Genomic DNA, 17,675 nt, shown 5'->3' on the forward strand with positions numbered 1-17,675 from the left:
AGGCAAGCCAGCTCCCACAGGGACCTCACAGGCCATACAAGAATAATTATTCAGGAGAGTCATCATGGGCGAAGTGGTTCTGGCAGCCAAGATCTGCCACGTACCGTCGATGTACCTGTCGGAACTGCCCGGCAAGCATCACGGCTGTCGCGAAGCGGCCATTGCCGGACACAAGGAAATCGGCCGGCGTGCCCGCGAACAGGGGGCCGACACCGCGGTGGTGTTCGACGTGCACTGGCTGGTCAACAGCGGCTACCACGTCAACTGCGGCGAACAGTTCCAGGGCACCTACACCAGCAACGAACTGCCGCACTTCATCAAGAACATGGACTACGCCTACCCCGGTTGCCCCGAGCTGGGCGAGCTGATCGCCGCCGAAGCCAACCTGGCTGGCGTGCGCAGCATGGCCCACAACATCCCGAGCCTGGAGCTGGAATACGGCACCCTGGTGCCCATGCGCTACATGCATATGGGCGTGCCCGACGCACAGAAATTCAAGGTCATTTCCATCGCTGCCTGGTGCGCCTGGCATCGCCTGGAAGACAGCTTTGCCTTCGGCGCCGCTGTGCGCCGGGCGATCGAAAAGAGCGACCGCAAGGTGCTGGTGCTGGCGTCCGGCTCGCTGTCCCATCGGTTCTCGGACGACCGTGAGGCTGAGGCGAATATCCACAACTGGACCCGCGAATTCGACAAGCAGGTGGACCTGCATGTCGTGGAAATGTGGAAGCAAGGTCGCTTCAAAGAGTTCTGCGCCATGCTGCCCGACTACGCCGAACACTGTTTTGGCGAAGGCAAGATGCACGACACCGCCATGCTCCTGGGCCTGCTGGGTGGGCCGGACTATGCCAAGCCGGCCGAGATCATCACGCCGCCGTTCGGCAGTTCGGGCACCGGCCAGATCAACGCGATTTTCCCGCTTTAACCCTGGGAGAGCCCCATGCCGCACTTTATCGCTGAGTACACCGACAACCTCGAACAGCAGGCCGACTTGCCCGGCCTGTTTGAAAAAGTCCACCGCGTGCTGGGCGACAGCGGTGTGTTTCCGCTGGGCGGCATTCGCAGTCGCGGCGTACGCCTGGACACCTGGCGCATGGCCGACGGCAAGCATGACTATGCCTTTGTGCACATGACCCTCAAAGTCGGCCATGGCCGCGACCTGGCCACGCGCGAGGCCGTCGCCCAAGCGGTGTTCGCGGTGATCATCGCGCACTTCGCCGAGCTGCAGGCACAGCGCTTGCTCGCGTTGTCGTTCGAGATGATCGAGCTGCACCCGCAGCTCAACTTCAAGCAGAACAATGTGCATGCGTTTCTGAACAACGCGACAAGCTGAAACGACCCCGCCCCCCTGTAGGAGCGAGCTGGCTCGCGAAAAACCTTCAGGCACGGCGGATCCAACAGCGCTGCGTTTTCGTTAACGTTTTTCGCGAGCAAGCTCGCTCCTACAACAAAAAGAACACCACCATGAGCACAGCCCATTCCACTGCAAGCCTGCAGCTTGCCGAGCACGACCGCACCCATCGTTTGGTGACCTGGCGCCTGATGCCCTTGTTGCTGGTGTGTTACCTGTTCGCCCATCTGGACCGCATCAACATCGGCTTTGCCAAGATGCAGATGAGCAGCGACCTGCACTTCAGCGACACCGTGTATGGCTTCGGCGCCGGCCTGTTCTTCATTGCCTACGCACTGTTCGGCGTGCCCAGCAACATCGCCCTGGACCGCGTCGGGCCACGGCGCTGGATCGCCGGCCTGATGGTGGTATGGGGCCTGCTCTCTACCGGCATGCTGTGGGTGGAGAGCGCACGCGGGTTCTACGTGCTGCGCTTTCTACTGGGGGTGGCCGAGGCCGGGTTTTTCCCGGGGATCCTGGTATTCCTCAACCGTTGGTACCCGGCACGCCGTCGCGCCCAGGTCACCGCATTGTTTGCCATTGCGGTGCCCATGGCCGGGGTGCTGGGCGGGCCGATTTCCGGGGCGATCCTGGAAAACTTCCACGATGTCGGCAGCCTGCGCGGCTGGCAGTGGATGTTTCTGATCGAAGGCGCGCCCGTGGTTTTGCTGGGGCTGGTGGTGCTCAAGTGGTTGCCGGACAGCTTCGAGTCGGTGCACTGGCTGACTGCCGAGCAAAAACAGCAACTGCGCACCCAACTGAGCAACGAGGAACAGCGCAAGACCATCACCTCATTCGGCGGCATCCTGCGTGACCCGCAGGTGTGGCTGCTGGTGGCTGTGTACTTTGCGGTGATGCTGGCGGTCAACACCCTGGCGTTCTGGATGCCCACCCTGATTCACGGTGCTGGCATCGGCCGTGACAGCCAGGTCGGCTTGCTCAGTGCCGTGCCGTACCTGGCCGGTTGCTTCTTCATGCTCGGCTGCGGGCGCTCGTCCGACCGCCACCGCGAACGCCGCTGGCACCTGTGCGTGCCGTTGCTGATGGCCGCGCTTGGTATCGCCGTGGCGGGCCTGGCGCCCGGCAATGCACTGCTGGTGATGAGCGGCCTAGTGGTCGCCGGCATGGGCGCCAGTGCCGCCCTGCCGATGTTCTGGCAACTGCCGCCGGCGTTTCTCTCCCACACCACCCAGGCGGCGGGCATCGCCATGATCAGCTCGTTCGGCAGCATCGCGGCGTTCCTCGCGCCCTACCTGATCGGCTGGATGCGCGACGCCACCCAGAGCGCCAGCCTGGCCCTGTACGTACTCGCCCTGTTTATCGCCCTCGGTGGCTTGCTGGTGCTGCGCACCCAGGCCGCCATCGTCAACCCACACTAGAGACCGTTGCCATGCTCGACTCCCAGCAAATCCTCGCGGCCGCCGCCCACCTGGACCGCGCCGAACGCAGCCGCGAACAGGTGCGCCAGTTTTCCCTCGACTACCCCGGCATGACGATCGAGGACGCCTACGCCATTCAGCGTGAATGGGTCGCGCAAAAGATCAAGGACGGGCGCACGCTCAAGGGCCACAAGATCGGCCTGACGTCACGGGCCATGCAGGTGTCGTCGAATATTACCGAACCCGATTACGGCGCCCTGCTCGACGACATGTTTTTCGACGAAGGCAGCGACATTCCCTTCGAGCGTTTCATCGTGCCACGGGTGGAGGTGGAACTGGCCTTCATCCTCGGCAAGCCGCTCAAAGGGCCAAACTGCACGGTATTCGATGTGCTCGACGCCACCGAATGGGTGATCCCGGCGCTGGAAATCATCGACGCCCGCATCCAGCAGGTCGACCCGCACACCAACGCCACGCGCAAGGTGTTCGACACCATCTCCGACAACGCCGCCAACGCCGGTGTGGTGCTCGGCGGCCGCGCCGTGCGCCCCACCGAGATCGACCTGCGCAAGGTGCCGGCGGTGTTGTATCGCAATGGCGTGATCGAAGAGTCCGGGGTGTCGGCGGCGGTGCTCAACCACCCGGCCAAGGGCGTGGCGTGGCTGGCTAACAAGCTGGCGCCCTATGACGTCACCCTGCTGCCCGGCCAGGTGATTCTCGGCGGCTCGTTTACCCGCCCCGTGGCAGCCCGCCCTGGCGATACCTTCCACGTCGACTACGACCTGCTCGGCTCGATTGCCTGCCGCTTCGTCTGAATCCAGGAGTGCTTTCATGGACATGCCTGTCAACCGCTTCAAGCAACGCCTGCACAACCGCGAGGTACAGATTGGCCTGTGGCTCGGCCTTGCCAACGCCTACTGCGCGGAGCTGGCCGCCAACGCCGGTTTCGACTGGCTGTTGATCGACGGCGAACATGCGCCCAACCAACTGGGGGACATGCTCGCGCAGTTACAGGCCATTGCGCCCTACCCCAGCCAGGCGTTGATTCGCCCGGTGATCGGCGATACGGCCCTGATCAAGCAACTGCTGGATATCGGCGCGCAGACGCTGCTGGTGCCCATGGTCGAAAACGCTGCCCAGGCCCAAGAACTAGTGCGCGCCCTGCGCTACCCACCCCAGGGTATTCGCGGGGTCGGCAGCGCCCTGGCCCGTGCCTCGCGCTGGAACAGCATCGCTGATTACCTCGACCAGGCCGATGCGCAGATGTGCCTGCTGGTGCAGATTGAGAATGCCGAGGGCCTGGCCAATCTGGACGCCATTGCCGCCGTCGAAGGCGTGGACGGGGTGTTTATCGGCCCGGCAGATTTGAGCGCGTCCATGGGCCATCGGGGTAACCCGGGGCATCCGCAGGTACAGGCGGCGATTGAGGACGCCATCGTGCGTATCGTCAAGGCGGGTAAGGCCGCAGGGATTCTCAGTGCAGATGAAAATCTCGCACGACGCTATATCGAGTTGGGGGCGACGTTCGTGGCGGTGGGGGTCGACACCACGGTGTTGATGCGGGGGCTGCAAAGCCTGGCCGGGAAGTTCAAAGACGTGCCTCTGGCTGCCAGTACCGGTGGTGTCTACTGAGATCCAATGTGGGAGCTGGCTTGCCTGCGATAGCGGTGCATCAGCGACAAATAAGCCAGCTGACCCGGCGCTATCGCAGGCAAGCCAGCTCCCACAGTTGACCGGTGGTGGTTCAGTCACTAGGTCAGCGCTTGATGTTCTTCAAGTCATCCAGCAACCCTAACAGCATCTGGAATTTCTCTTCGCCAAACTGATCCTGCAAGCGCTGGTAGTTGGCCTCCATGCACTGGCTCATCGACTCGAAACTCGCCTTGCCCTTGTCTGCCAGGGTAATCAGCACCCGGCGCTGGTCCTGTTCGGCCTTGCGCCGGTGCACCATGCCGGCCGCTTCCATGCGCACCAGCACGCCGGTCATGCTCGGCTTGAGGATGCAGGCCAGTTCCGCCAGTTGGTAGATCTCCAACTCACCATGCTGTTCAAGGATGCGGATGATGCGCCATTGCTGTTCGGTCAGGCCGTGTTCATTCAGGGAAGGACGGAAAAAACTCATCGCGGCCTCACGTGCTTGCAGCAAGGCCAGGGTCAGGGATTGTCGAGGTGTGGACATAGGGCTCAGGGTCACGAAGTATTTAGTTAATAGTTTAACGAAACTCTAACATTCCCGGCCGCAGAGCGCGCTATAACTTGTAGGTGCCCTCGCCCGTGGCGCGCTGAATCAAAAACCCGGGCACGCAGGATCAAGACTTCCAGCCCGCCAGGGGCCCTAATGGAGGTATCCGCTTTAGCGCCTTCCTTCACTTTTTCAGGCTGCGCCATGATCAACATCGAAACCCCCACGTACTACACCGCCACCAAGAAATACAACCTCAGCTTCCCCACCCTGGAACAGGATATCGAGGCAGACGTCGTGGTCATCGGCGGCGGCTTTTCCGGGATCAACACGGCCCTTGAGCTGGCGGAAAAAGGCATCACCAACATTGTGGTGCTTGAAGCGCGCTACCTGGGCTTTGGCGGCACGGGCCGCAACGGTGGGCAGATCATGGCGGGCATCGGCCATGACTTGGAGAAGATCAAGAAGGACGTGGGCGAAGACGGCCTGCGCCAAGTGTTCGAGATCAGCGACCTGGGCGCCGACATCATCAAGAACCGCATCGCCAAGTACAACATCGATGCAGACTTTTGCCACGGCTACGGCTACATGGGCTTCAACGCCCGCCAGGAAAAAACCCTGCGCGCCTGGGAGAAGGACTTCAAGTCGATCAACAGCCAGCACGAAATCCGCTTTCTCGGCGGCTCCGACGTGCAGCAGATCATCGGCTCCACCGCCTACACCAGCGCCCTGTTGCACATGGGTGGCGGGCATGTGCATTCGCTGAACCTGCTGCTGGGCGAAGCCACCGCACTGGCCAGCCATGGCGTGAAAATCTTCGAGAACAGCCCGGCGCTGGAAGTCAGCTACGGCGAGCGCATTACTGTGCGCACCGGTCGCGGCTCGGTACGCGCCAGCAAGTTGCTGTGGGCCTGCGACAGCTTTCTCAACAAGCTGGAGCCAGAACTGCACCGCTCGACCATCAACACCTACGCGTTCCAGATGATGACCGAGCCGTTGTCCGAGGAGTTGATCCAGCGCATCAGCCCGATCCGTGGGGCCTACAGCGACATCCGCCCGGTGATCGACTACTACCGCGTCACCAATGAGAACCGCCTGCTGTTCGGCGCCGCCACGCCTTTGGTGGAGCACATTCCCGGCGACCTCAAAGCCTGGAACCGCCACCTAATGCTGAAGATTTTCCCCTACCTCAAGGACGTGAAAATCGACCTGGCCTGGGGCGGCCCGATGGCGTGCAGCCCGAACCTGTTCCCGCAGGTGGGCACCTTGCCGGGGCGCAGCAATGCGTTTTTCGTGCAGGGCTATTCCGGCTTCGGCGTCACCCCCAGCCATATCATCTGCAAGGTGCTGGCCGAAGGCATGAGCGAAGGCTCGGCGCGCTATGACCTGGTCAGCTCGATTCATCGCCCCACCATCATTGGCAAGGACGCGATTCGCCCGCTGCTGCTGACGGCGGGCAAATCCTGGCACCAACTTTCCGGCTACTGGAACGGTCGCCGCTAACCCCCTGTAGGAACGGGCTTACCCGCGAAAAACGTCGACGATAACGCGGGCATTCAGGTGAATCGCGCTGCCAATACGTTCTTCGCGAGCAAGCTCGCTCCTACAAAAAATAATGCTGTATTAATCAGGAGCATCTGCCATGACCCTTACCACTATCAAACACAACGTCCAGCTGTCGGAACTCGACGCCTGGGGCACCGTGGCCGACCTCGGCTCGCAAATCCTCGAAGGCGAAGTACGCGCCTTCGGCAAGATGACCTTAGGCGCGCCCACCGATGCGGTCAGCAGTGCGTACTTCGGCACCACCCAGGGCAAGTTCCGCATGGTTTACCCGTTCGCCGAACAGGCCATGATAGTCACCGGCGAAGTGGTGCTGACCGACGAGTCCACCGGCCAATCCACACGCTACAAAGCCGGTGACAGCTGGTTCGTGACCAAGGGCACGCCCGTGCTGTGGGAAGTGGTCAGCGAGAGTTTCGTCAAACACTACTTCGCCGTCGTGTAAGGGAGGCGTTGCCATGTCGAATTCATCTGACTGGATCACCGTAGGCGCCCTGGCCGACGGTTTTGCACCCGAGGCGTTCATCCTGCCGAACCTGGCCGACCTGGCCGGCCAGACCTTCACCCTGCACTTTGCCAATGGCTGGCGGATCGAACACCGCTTCGAACAGGAACGCCTGGCCTGGCATGCCGCCGATGGCCACTCCAGCGGCAGCGCGGCCTACCGCGCCAGCTCGATTCGCCCGGGCCTGTACCTGGTGGACTTTATCAAGCACGAGGCCGGGCAAAGCTGGTCGATCAGCCTGGTGCTGGACACGCCAAATGCCTCCTTTACCGCGGTGATTGGCCGTATGCCGGAACCGGCAGAGACCCACGAAGGCCTCTACCACCGCGCCCTGGCCGGCAAACCGCTGACCTCTGTACAGGTTGACTTCCTCCACGGCAGCCTCGACCGGCCGTGGCAGGACGGCCACTGCCTGCACGCCCCCACCGACGAGTTGGTCGGCCTGCGCAACCACTATCGCTACAGCCCCAGCGAGGTCTACGAGCACATCTACCTCAACCCGCGGTTCTACGCCTGGCAATGCCTTGAGGGCGTGGAGAAAGGCCTGTGCGACACCGACCGCTGCCATTACTACAAGATCGCCGAACAGCTGTACCTGTTCGTCTGGCAGGAGAAGATCGTGCCGACCCTCGGCCTGGTGCTGATCGACCTGCAACAGCACCGCAGCGACGGCAAGATCTTCGGCTATGCCGGGGCGTCCTTCGACGCGCTGTCGAACTTCCCGATCAGTTCCTATTGCCAGGTGCTCAACCGCACGGAGTACCCCCGTGACTGAGCCGCGCACGGTGGTGATCACTGGGGCCGGCACCGGCATCGGTGCCGCCTGCGCACGCTTGTACGCGCAGGAAGGCGCGCATCTGGTGCTGATCGGTCGGCGTCGTGAGCCACTGGAACAGGTGGCGCAGGACACCGGCGGGCTGATCCTGGTGGGCGATGCTGCCTGCCCGGACACCTGGGACGGCTTTATCCAGCAAATCCGCACCCACTGCGGGCGCCTCGATGTGCTGCTGGCCTGTGCCGGTGGCCACGGCCTGGGCAGCGCGACCCAGACCAGCCCGGCCACCTGGGAAGGTGCGCTGCGCAGCAACCTCGACAGTGCGTTCTACAGCGCCCGCGCTTGCCTGCCGCTGTTGCAGGAAAGCGCCGGGAACATGGTGCTGATTGGCTCCATCGCCTCATTGGCGGCAGGCCCCGAGGTGTGTGGCTACACCACCGCCAAGCATGCGTTGCTCGGGCTCAACCGCTCGCTGGCCCGCGATTATGGGCCCCATGGCGTGCGGGTGAACGCGGTGTGCCCAGGCTGGGTGCACACGCCGATGGCCGATGCGGAAATGCAGCCGTTGATGGCGGCATATGGCGACACCTTGGCGCAAGCGTACGCGCGCGTGTGTGCCGATGTACCGCTGCGGCGCGCCGCCCGTGCCGACGAGATCGCCAAGGTGTGCCGCTTCCTGGCCAGCGACGACGCCTCGATCATTACCGGCGCCACGTTGGTGGCGGACGGTGGGGCCAGCATCGTCGACGTGCCAACGCTGGCGTTCACGCGCCTGGAGCCTGCCCATGCCCCATGACCTGGATTTCAGCGGCCAAGTCGTGCTGGTCACCGGCGGTGCCCAAGGCATTGGCCTGGGCATCGTCCAGGCCTTTGCCCAACGCGGTGCGCGAGTGGTGATTGCCGACCGTCTGCTTGAACAGGCTGAAGCCCTGGCTGCCGGATTACGCACGCAAGGGCATCAGGTTGACGCCATTGGCGTTGACCTGGCGGATGCCGAAGCGGTGTTCGCTTGCGTCCAAGGCTTGGCGCAACTGGATGTGCTGGTGCACAACGCCGGGTACTTTCCGCTGACCGCCTTTGCCGACATCACCCCAACGATCCTGGAGCGCACCCTGGCGGTGAACCTGTCGGCGCTGTTCTGGCTGACCCAGGCGGCGTTGCCGAGGTTTCGCGAGCAAGGCCGGGGCTGCGTGCTGGTGACGTCTTCGGTCACCGGCAACCGGGTCGGTTATCCGGGGCTAAGCCACTATGCGGCGTCCAAGGCCGGGGTGAATGGGTTTATCCGCAACGCAGCGCTGGAGCTGGCGCCGTTGAATGTGCGGGTCAACGGCGTGGAGCCGGGCATGATCGCCACGCCGGCGATGGATAACCTGGGCGATGCGGCCGTGAATGACAGCATCGCCCGCCGTGTACCGCTGGGGCGCCTGGGCGCGGCGGCGGATATTGCCGGGGCGATGGTGTTTCTGGCCTCTGACCTGGCGGGCTATATCACCGGGCAGACGCTGGTGGTGGATGGTGGGTCTACCCTGCCCGAAACCTGAAACCGGAACTAACTGTGGGGGCTTGCCCCAATGCCCTGTAGGAGCGAGCTTGCTCGCGAAAAACGTCAACAATAACGCGTGCTTCCTGAATGAACGCGGCGCCTGTGGGTCTTTCGCGAGCAAGCTCGCTCCTACAAAATGCCTTGCCTGCCCCACATTGGCTCTCATGCAGCTTGAAGAAGCTGTTTATGCCTGCACCGCCTGCAACCGGCTCGAACGAAAATCCTTGGGTGATACCTCGAACTGCTTCTTGAACGAGCGGCTGAAATGCGCCGAGTCGGTAAAGCCCCATTTGTACGCAATCGAGGTGATCGACTCACTGCGCAGGAACGGGTTGGTCAAGTCATCCGCACTGCGCTTGAGCCGTGCGCGCTGGATATAGCGGCAGACGCTGTCGTCCTGTTCTTCAAACAAACGGTACAGGTGTCGCACCGAAATATTCAGGCGGTTGGCCAGGCCAATCGGGCTCAGGCCCGGCTGGCTCAGCGACTCATCGATGACTTTTTGCACATAGCTGCGCAGGTTATTGCCCTGCAACGAGGCCACGCCTTCACGGCACTCGCCGCCCTGCTCCAACGCCGAACCCAGCAGCGAGACAAAGGCCGCTTGCAGTGCTTCCACTTGCGTGGCGTCTTCGTCGGTATCGTCCTTGCACAGTTGGTCCATCAGCACATGCAGCATGCGCCCGCAGGCTTTGGTCGAGGAGATCTTGCCGAAGGCCCGTGCCTGGCCGCCCAGGTGCTTGCACACCGCAGTGCGCGACAGGGACAGCGAGGCGTGTTCGATCAGGCCGAAGGGGGTGATTTCGATTGAGCCCACCGAGTCCATCAACAGCATTTCGCCGGGAGCCAGTTGTACGGTCTGGTCGTTTTGGGTGATCTGGGAATAGCCGCTGCGCTGGCTAACCAGGAAACATTCCTGGTCGTTGTCATGGTCAGCTTGGTGCGTCGGGCGTTTGATCAGCCCGGCGTTGGTGCGCAGGATGGCCAGGCCACGCGACAGGTTGTGGATCTCGCCGATAAACAGCGAACGGTTAAAGGCCAGTTCGGTATCGAAGTGGCCGCACGCGGCGCGCAGTTCGCGGTTCCAGCTGTCGAGCCCGTCGGGTGCATGCTGTGGGATGCTCATGGGGTGTCTCCGCAGTGGCGTTATTCTTGTTGTTCTGGTGCAATAGTTAACATGTTATCTATATGCACGCAACAACAACCTGTTTGCCCTTTGCAGAAGCACTAATGGTGCCAATCAGAGATTCGACAGTACCCTGTGCAGGCCGACCAATGTGGCGAGCAAATGCTCGCGTTGTGCACGGCTCACAGCAATGTAGCGCCGAAACGCCGGCATGCGGTTGACCACCTCGCTGCCGCCCATATGCTCCAGGCGCACGCACCATTGCTGGTCGTGCAGCTCGATGCGCAGGCGCTTGAAATCCAGCGGCATTAACGCTTGGAACAACGTGCTGTCAGCCAGCAAACGCGCCTGCAACTCACGGCCCAGTGCCTGGTTGCCAGCGCGGCGCCGCACATGAATGCCGCTGCGACGGAACGCGCCGCCATGGTGCACCTCGAAGTTGCCAGCGCCACCCGCTGCAGCAGGAACGCGCAGGACACATTCGGTCAGCACCAGGTGCATTAACAACTGCGACTCGGTGCGCTCGACAATCTCGAAGGCCACACCGTCCACTTCAAGGGTTGCCAGGCCCAGATCACGCCGCAGGTGGGCCAGGGTCACCCCCGGCCGATACCCGCTGGGTGCGCGGTCAGCACGAAACAGCTCAAACAGTTTTTGCCGCAAGGTCGCTATAACCGTCATGGGCCTGCCCCGGTTCGTGATTGAATTCCTTGGCCAACACCTCCTCCACACAGGCGGGCTTGAAGGGGTTGACCTTCTGCACCACCAGGGTCCAGAACAGTGCGTAGGTGGCCGTCACGCCGAGCATCACGCCAAACGGCACGTAGATGTCAGCCGGGTTCATGCCTGGTGGGGTGATAAACCACATGCCCAGCAGGATGCCGATGCTGGAGACGATCTGCGGCAGCGGGAACCACGGCGAGCGATAGGCCCGTGGCAAGTCCGGACGCCGAATGCGCAGGATCACCACTGACAAGGTCACCAACAGGTAAGCGAAACTCCACGCGCACACCGCCGCCAGCACCAGGTGCATGATGTTGTCGGTGTTGCCGCCCAGGTACAGCGCGTGCAGGCACGGAATCAACATGGCCACCAAGATGCACAATAGCGGCGTCTTGAAACGCGGGTGCAGGTAGGTGAACACCTTGGGCAAGGCGCCATCCACCGCCATACCGTAGAGGATGCGCGGCACGCCGGCCATCAGGGTATTGATGGTCGCAGCGCCAGCGAACAGAAAGCCGATGCCCAGCCACAACGGACCGATCTGCCCCATCACCTGTTCGGCGAACCGGGGGATGGCCATGGGTGTGTCCAACAGGTGAACGCCGGACGCCACATCGAGCACCACGTTCTCTACCTGGCGTTTCATCGCCGCGCCATAGATGAACATGCAGGTGGCCACGCCCATCAGCCCGAGCATCATCGCCCGTGGCATCACCTTGGCCGATTGGCGCAGGTCCGGCGCCAGCGGGGTGACGAACTCGCAGCCCACGAACATGAACATCGCCATGCCCACCAGCGACAGCACGGTAACCAGGTCGGTGCCCACCAACGACTCGCCGAACCAGCCATCCAACTGCACCGCCGGCGCGGCGATCAGGCCCAGTACGCCGAACACCATCAGGGTGGTCCACATGCCGAAGGTGAGGATGATCTCGGCGCGGCCAAATGCGCTGACGCCAAAAGCATTCAGCACGCCGAACACCAGTACGAAACCGACGCCCAGCAACCACGAGCCGCCGGCCGACTCTGCCAGGGTATTGAGGTGTTCGAAGTTCACCAGGGCCATGACGCCGGCGAGGATAGTTTCGGCGGTGCCGGCGAACACATGCACGATCAGGTAGGCCGACAAGGTCCCGGTGATCGCAAAGAACCTACCCATGCCGCAGTTGATGTAGTCGTACACCGAACCGGTGGTAGGCAGTATCGACGCGGCCTCGGCGAAGGTGGTGGCCTGGGCCAGCATCATCACCACGGCGATCAGCATCGCCAGGGCAAAGGCGCTGCCGCCGATGCCAAAACCCATGGTGGCGGTGAGAATCACCGGGCTGGCCATGATCAGGCCGATGGTGCTGGCCAACGCAGTGGGAAAACCTACCGTGCCCCGGTTGAGGTGTGCGGTGAGTCGGTCGTTGATCGACATGGAGGGGTCCTCGAAGCGGTTTTTTTAATGTGTCGGCACTCTGCGCCCCACTCCCGTTGATCGTCTTGCCCCTGTCTGCCGCCGGTTTTGTTGCTGCCTGCCAAGGCCTGCTGCCTGGCGGCCAGAGTCAATTGCCTGGCACGCAGGGAAAAGACTTGGCCTCATACCGCTCGCCCTAATGCGCCCTCACTCTTAACCAAGATGGGGGCAATAACAATGGAGCACACACTGAAAAACCGCTGCCTGCGCCAGACGGTCGGCCTGGGCGTGGCACTGCTGGTGGGCCAGGCGCAGGCCATCGAGTTGTATGCAGACGCCGACACTCAGGTCACCGGCAACTTCCTCGCCGTGTACGGTATGTTCAATAGCCCGAAGAACTACGATGGGCGCAGCGGCGGCTCCACTTGGCGTGAGGCGTTCATCAAGTACGGCCTGAGCGTCGAACAGAGCCTGGGCAACCTGGGCGGTGTGTATGGCACGGCCAACCTGGTGAGTTCCGGTACCTGGGGCGACGGCGATGCGGCCGGGTTGACCAACGGCACCGAGCGCACCACCAAGTTTGACGAAGCCTTCGCTGGCTGGCGGTCTGGCGAGTTGTTACCGGCGCTGGGCAAGGACGGCCTGGACCTGTCGTTTGGCCGCCAGATCATCATGTTGGGCGACGGTTTTATCCTTAACGACGACGGCCCCAACCTGGGCAACGGTGTGGGCGACGGCGAGTTCAATCGCGGCGGCGCCTACTACATCGCCGCGCGCCATGCCTTCGATAAGACGGCGGTGATTCGCTTGGGCGGCAAGGACGGTGTGCACGGCAGCCTGATGTGGATCAAGTCCGACAACCGCGCCCAGGCCCTTACCGAAATGGCCGCCGGCACCCTGGAATACAGTGCCGCGCCGGGCACCCTGGGGCTGACCTATATTCACGGCATCGACGTGGATGAGCGCTTCGCCACCGACCTGCAGCGCCAGCGCAAAGGCATGAACCTCTACAGCCTGCGCGGCGCCGGCAATGCCGGTATCGACAACGCGCACTTGGCCTTCGAACTGGCGCGCCAAAGCCGTCGCGACGGCCAGGAAAATGCCGGTTACGTCGAAGCCGGCTACACCTTCGCCAACCTGCCGTGGTCGCCGGACCTGACCTACCGCTACGCCCGTTATTCGAAGAACTGGGACGGCATGTTCTCAGGCTTCAACCGTGGCTACGGCACCTGGGTGCAGGGCGAAGTGGCGGGCAACTATTCCGGCCCCTTCAACAGTAATACCGCCGTGCAGCATGTGGCGTTCAAGGTCAAACCATTGGAGAACGTCACCCTTGGGGCGCTGTTCTTCGACTACAACACCGTCAGCACCCGTGACCAGCCCAATCTGGATGGCCGCGAACTGGACCTGTATGCCGAATGGGCCGTCAACGAGCACCTGATCATCACGCCGCTGCTGGGCCTGTACACACCCAATAAATCAGCCGATACCGGTGGCAATCAGGTCGGCGGCAACGGCACCAATGTCTACAGCCAACTGGTGGTCGCCGTGCCGTTCTAAACCGCCTCGGGCGCGCAGGGAGGCAGCGCCCGGACCTCGGCATAGGCGCCCTGATGATAGAGCAGCGGCGCACGGCCAAAATCATCAAAGGCCACCACCTTGCCGATCATGATCCAATGGTCGCCGCCGTCCACCTGCTGGTATTTCTCGCAGTGAAAACGCGCCGAGCAATCGGCGAATACCGGCGAGCCACCCTCCCCCGGCTCGTACTCGATCAGGGCGAAGCGGTCTTCACGAGGGCGGGCAAAATTGTTGGATAGATGCACCTGGTCCGCCGCCAACACATTCACCGCAAAGTGGCTGGCCTCCTCGAACACGGCATGGCTGTTGGAGCGTTTGTCGATGCTCCACAGCACCAGCGGCGGGTCGAGGGATACCGAGTTGAAACTGTTGGCCGTCACGCCCACCTTGCGCCCGGAGGCGGTGGCGGCGGTGACCACGGTCACGCCAGTGGCAAAATTGCCCAAGGCGCGACGAAAGGCTCGTGGGTCGAATACGTCTGACATGCAAGACTCCCGGGTGGCCTCTATGGGCCGCCCTGATTGTTGTAGGGAAAACGCGGCTACACCATGCTCGGGTCGGGTTCCAGGCCCATCAGCTCACGGCCAAGGATCTGTGCGCACACGTCATAGTCGGTGTAGGCATGCGCGCCGGTCATATGGGCATCGCGGAATAGGCGCTGCATTTCGTTGTGTTCGAACCAGGCATTGCCACCGGCGGCGGCGAACAGGCGGTCTACCGCTTCGATGCACATCTTGGTGGCGTAGGCCTGGTTGGTGCGCCAGAACGCCAGGGTTTCTCGCGCTGGGTAGCGGTGGGCGGCGCTGTGTTCGGCGTGGTCTTGCCAGGTCTTCTCCAAAAACGCCCGAGCGGCGGCCACCTGGTGGGTGGACTCGGCCAGGCGCATCAGCGCCGGGGTCGCTGCGCCGACGGCGGCACCGGTGTAGGCGCGCACGCGGTTTTTGGTTTTTTCGCGGAACACCTCCAGCATGCGCTCGGCCACGCCGAGGCTGACGGTGGAGAAGCCACTGGCGAAATACGGCCGGTACGGCGCGTAAAAAATCTGGCTGTCAGGGTAGAGACCAAAGCCTGCGGACTTGCCTTCCATCATGTCCTTGGCCTTCTGGATCCGGTACTCAGGCACCCAGGCGTTGTCGATGATCAGGGTCTTGGTGCCGCTGCCTTTCATGCCGGCCGCGAACCAGTCATCGCGGATTTGATAGTCACTGCGCGGCAGCACGGCAAAGCAGTAATCCTGGGTGCCTTCGGCATTCTGGCGACGGCAGCCGACAATCGCCCACTCGCCATGGTCACAGCCGCTGCTCCAGCCCATCTCGCCACTGAAGTACACGCCGCCCTCGCCCTCGGTCACCCGGCCGAACGGCGCAATACTGCTGCTGGCCGTGGCATCCGGGTTGGCGCCCCAGATCTCCTCCTGCAACTGCGCCGAGAACAGCGCCAGTTGATGGCTATGGGTACACAACAAACTCATGGCCCAGGCGGTGCTGGCGCAACTGCCGGCGAGCAAGGCGATGCAGTCGGCGAATTCGGGCAGCGACAGCTCCAGGCCGCCGAATGCCTTGGGCTGGAAGGCGCGGTGCAGGCCGATGCTTTTGAGCAGCGCAATATTCTCATCCGGCACCTGGCGCAGCTGTTCTGCACGGCTGGCGTTCGCGGCAATGGCAGGCAGAAGAGGCTTGAGATCTTCGAGGAGCGGGTTTGGCTTTTTCATGGACGGCCCTGCTTATTATTGGAAGTCCGGCAGGCGCTCCGAATCGTGGAACGGCGCGGGATGCAGGGCCAGTATCAAACGGGTCGTGCAGGCGGGAAATGCACGTTCGGTAGGCAAGCTTGTACTTTTCACAAGCACGGCAGGCACAGGCATAAAAGCTGGCAGGCACAGTCAAGCTGCGTACCTGCGCGTTGGTTAACCTCGGGGTTTCTTTTGTGAACTGCCAGGAACCTGCCATGAGCGATATACCGCTGCTGCCTCAAGTCGACGCTTTTCTACGTCGTCGCCATGGGCTATTCATTGACGGTGCCAGCGTGCACAGCCACACCGATACACGCCTGAGCGTGACCAACCCCGCCACCGGCCAGGTGATCGCCGATGTGGCCGACGCAGACCTGGCGGATATCGACGCCACGGTTGCTTGCGCCAACCGGGGTTTCCAGCTGTGGTCGCAGACCGCACCGGCCATCCGTGGCAACGTGCTGCTGAAACTGGCCGACCTGCTGGAACGCCACCGCGAAGAACTGGCGCAGATCGAAACGTGCCAGTCAGGCAAGATCATCCAGATTTCCCGCGCCTTTGAGGTCGACCAGGCCGCGCACTTCCTGCGCTACTACGCCGGCTGGGCCACCAAGCTCAGCGGCCAGACCCTCACGCCCTCCCTGCCTTCGTTCAATGGCGAGCGCTACACCGCCTTCACCTTGCGCGAACCGGTGGGCGTGGTGGTGGGCATTGTGCCGTGGAATTTCTCGACCATGATCGCCATTTGGAAACTCGCCTCGGCGCTGGTGACCGGCTGCAGCATCATCATCAAGCCCAGCGAATTCACGCCGCTGACCCTGCTGCGCATCGCTGAACTGGCCATCGACGCCGGGCTGCCGGCGGGTGTGCTCAATGTGCTCACCGGCGGCGGCCATGTCGGCAAGGGGCTGGTGGAACACCCCGGCACGCACAAGGTTTCATTCACCGGCTCAGTGCCCACCGGCATCGCCGTTGGCCGCAGCGCCATGGGCGCCGGCCTCACCCGTGCAACCCTGGAACTGGGTGGCAAGAATGCCGCCGGCTTCCTGCCCGATATGGACGTGGACAAGGCAGTGGACGGCATCATCGAAGCGGGCTTCTTGCACTCGGGGCAAATCTGCGCGGCGGCCGAACGCTTTTTCGTGCACCGCTCGCAAATCGACGCCGTGCTGGAAAAACTCAAGACGCGCCTGAGCCGCCTGAATATCGGCTCGCCCCTGGACGAACACACCGAATTCGGCCCGGTCACACACCAGCAGCATCAGCACAAACTGCTTGGCTACTTCAACCAGGCCCGCGCCGAAAACAACACGATCATCCACGGCGGCCACCTTATCGACCGCCCCGGTTGCTACGTCGAACCCACGGTGATCCTCGCCAACCACCTGCACGACACCCTGCTCAACGAAGAAACCTTCGGCCCCATCGCCACCTTCCTGCCCTACGACGACGAAGACGAGCTGCTGGCGCTGATGAACCACGGGCCCTATGGGCTGAGCGCCAGCCTGTGGACCAACGATTTGGGCAAGGCCCTGCGCATGATCCCGGCGATCAAGGCAGGCACCTTGTGGGTGAACATGCACACCTTGCTCGACCCGGCAGTGCCGTTTGGTGGGTGCCGGTCTTCGGGGGTTGGGCGGGAGTTTGGCAGTGCATTTATTGAGGATTACACCGAGCTTAAGTCGGTGATGATTCGGTATTGATTGGGGGGGGGCAGTGCACATCTGGTTTGGTGTACACCGCCCCCTCCCACATATGGATCGCATTGCATCAGTGAGAT

General features: G+C 62.6%; 17 protein-coding genes and 1 pseudogene. 12 read left to right on the plus strand and 6 right to left on the minus strand.

The genetic code is table 11. The annotated features are described in order from the left end of the window. Positions 1–64: 64 nt before the first annotated feature. From hpaD to hpaI, 5 genes are all read left to right on the plus strand, one after another. A complete protein-coding gene (gene hpaD / locus ODQ19_RS12910; protein WP_330210228.1) occupies positions 65–922 on the plus strand; it encodes a 3,4-dihydroxyphenylacetate 2,3-dioxygenase in 858 nt (285 codons plus the stop codon). Between the two features lie 15 nt (positions 923–937). Further along, positions 938–1,330, plus strand: coding sequence for a 5-carboxymethyl-2-hydroxymuconate isomerase (locus ODQ19_RS12915; protein WP_330210229.1), 393 nt, complete (start codon positions 938–940; stop codon positions 1,328–1,330). Between the two features lie 131 nt (positions 1,331–1,461). Then, positions 1,462–2,766: an MFS transporter gene (locus tag ODQ19_RS12920; RefSeq protein ID WP_116665353.1), complete on the plus strand. Its 1,305-nt coding sequence runs from the start codon at positions 1,462–1,464 to the stop codon at positions 2,764–2,766. Positions 2,767–2,777: 11 nt separating this feature from the next. Beyond that, positions 2,778–3,581, plus strand: coding sequence for a 2-oxo-hept-4-ene-1,7-dioate hydratase (gene hpaH / locus ODQ19_RS12925; RefSeq protein WP_116665352.1), 804 nt, complete (start codon positions 2,778–2,780; stop codon positions 3,579–3,581). Between the two features lie 16 nt (positions 3,582–3,597). Next, complete coding sequence (hpaI, locus tag ODQ19_RS12930) at positions 3,598–4,398, plus strand: 4-hydroxy-2-oxoheptanedioate aldolase (protein ID WP_330210230.1); 801 nt, start codon at positions 3,598–3,600, stop codon at positions 4,396–4,398. Positions 4,399–4,522: 124 nt separating this feature from the next. On the opposite strand, the gene hpaR is transcribed toward hpaI, so the two are convergent. Beyond that, positions 4,523–4,945 (minus strand): homoprotocatechuate degradation operon regulator HpaR, encoded by a 423-nt coding sequence (gene hpaR / locus ODQ19_RS12935; protein ID WP_032896376.1) that lies wholly within the window; start codon positions 4,943–4,945, stop codon positions 4,523–4,525. 207 nt (positions 4,946–5,152) lie between these two features. On the opposite strand from hpaR, the gene ODQ19_RS12940 reads away from it, so the two are divergent. From ODQ19_RS12940 to ODQ19_RS12960, 5 genes are all read left to right on the plus strand, one after another. After that, positions 5,153–6,451: an NAD(P)/FAD-dependent oxidoreductase gene (locus tag ODQ19_RS12940; protein ID WP_330210231.1), complete on the plus strand. Its 1,299-nt coding sequence runs from the start codon at positions 5,153–5,155 to the stop codon at positions 6,449–6,451. 139 nt (positions 6,452–6,590) lie between these two features. Continuing rightward, a complete protein-coding gene (locus tag ODQ19_RS12945; RefSeq protein ID WP_330210232.1) occupies positions 6,591–6,956 on the plus strand; it encodes a cupin domain-containing protein in 366 nt (121 codons plus the stop codon). A 13-nt stretch (positions 6,957–6,969) separates the two neighbouring features. Beyond that, the gene (locus ODQ19_RS12950; RefSeq protein ID WP_330210233.1) at positions 6,970–7,791 is read left to right on the plus strand and encodes a molybdenum cofactor biosynthesis F family protein; all 822 of its coding nucleotides are present in this window, start codon (positions 6,970–6,972) and stop codon (positions 7,789–7,791) included. Then, positions 7,784–8,587 carry an SDR family NAD(P)-dependent oxidoreductase gene (locus tag ODQ19_RS12955; protein WP_330210234.1) on the plus strand — a complete coding sequence of 268 codons (804 nt, stop codon included), beginning with the start codon at positions 7,784–7,786 and terminating at the stop codon, positions 8,585–8,587. Before ODQ19_RS12950 ends, ODQ19_RS12955 begins: the two co-directional genes overlap by 8 nt. Continuing rightward, positions 8,577–9,332, plus strand: coding sequence for an SDR family oxidoreductase (locus ODQ19_RS12960; RefSeq protein ID WP_330210235.1), 756 nt, complete (start codon positions 8,577–8,579; stop codon positions 9,330–9,332). The genes ODQ19_RS12955 and ODQ19_RS12960 overlap by 11 nt, the downstream gene beginning before the upstream one ends. A gap of 186 nt (positions 9,333–9,518) precedes the next feature. Here the strand turns inward: ODQ19_RS12960 and feaR are convergent, their stop codons facing one another. From feaR to ODQ19_RS12975, 3 genes are all read right to left on the minus strand, one after another. Beyond that, positions 9,519–10,460, minus strand: coding sequence for a transcriptional regulator FeaR (gene feaR, locus ODQ19_RS12965; RefSeq protein ID WP_116665346.1), 942 nt, complete (start codon positions 10,458–10,460; stop codon positions 9,519–9,521). 114 nt (positions 10,461–10,574) lie between these two features. After that, complete coding sequence (locus tag ODQ19_RS12970; protein WP_330210236.1) at positions 10,575–11,141, minus strand: DUF3156 family protein; 567 nt, start codon at positions 11,139–11,141, stop codon at positions 10,575–10,577. Then, complete coding sequence (locus ODQ19_RS12975) at positions 11,104–12,603, minus strand: APC family permease (RefSeq protein ID WP_330210237.1); 1,500 nt, start codon at positions 12,601–12,603, stop codon at positions 11,104–11,106. The genes ODQ19_RS12970 and ODQ19_RS12975 overlap by 38 nt, the downstream gene beginning before the upstream one ends. Before the next feature lie 216 nt (positions 12,604–12,819). On the opposite strand from ODQ19_RS12975, the gene ODQ19_RS12980 reads away from it, so the two are divergent. Beyond that, positions 12,820–14,142: a hypothetical protein gene (locus tag ODQ19_RS12980; protein ID WP_330210238.1), complete on the plus strand. Its 1,323-nt coding sequence runs from the start codon at positions 12,820–12,822 to the stop codon at positions 14,140–14,142. A 32-nt stretch (positions 14,143–14,174) separates the two neighbouring features. Here ODQ19_RS12980 and ODQ19_RS12985 read toward each other — a convergent pair. Then, a pseudogene (locus ODQ19_RS12985) lies at positions 14,175–14,648 on the minus strand (flavin reductase family protein); the annotation flags it as partial. Positions 14,649–14,704: 56 nt separating this feature from the next. After that, on the minus strand, positions 14,705–15,874 hold the full coding sequence (locus tag ODQ19_RS12990) for a p-hydroxyphenylacetate 3-hydroxylase oxygenase component (protein WP_330210239.1): 1,170 nt from the start codon (positions 15,872–15,874) through the stop codon (positions 14,705–14,707). A gap of 236 nt (positions 15,875–16,110) precedes the next feature. Here ODQ19_RS12990 and ODQ19_RS12995 point away from each other — a divergent pair, with 236 nt between their 5' ends. Then, positions 16,111–17,598 (plus strand): aldehyde dehydrogenase family protein, encoded by a 1,488-nt coding sequence (locus ODQ19_RS12995; protein ID WP_330210240.1) that lies wholly within the window; start codon positions 16,111–16,113, stop codon positions 17,596–17,598. The last annotated feature ends 77 nt before the right edge of the window (positions 17,599–17,675 follow it).

Source organism: Pseudomonas sp. AM4(2022) (assembly GCF_036346515.1).
Taxonomy (GTDB): Bacteria; Pseudomonadota; Gammaproteobacteria; order Pseudomonadales; family Pseudomonadaceae; genus Aquipseudomonas; species Aquipseudomonas paracarnis.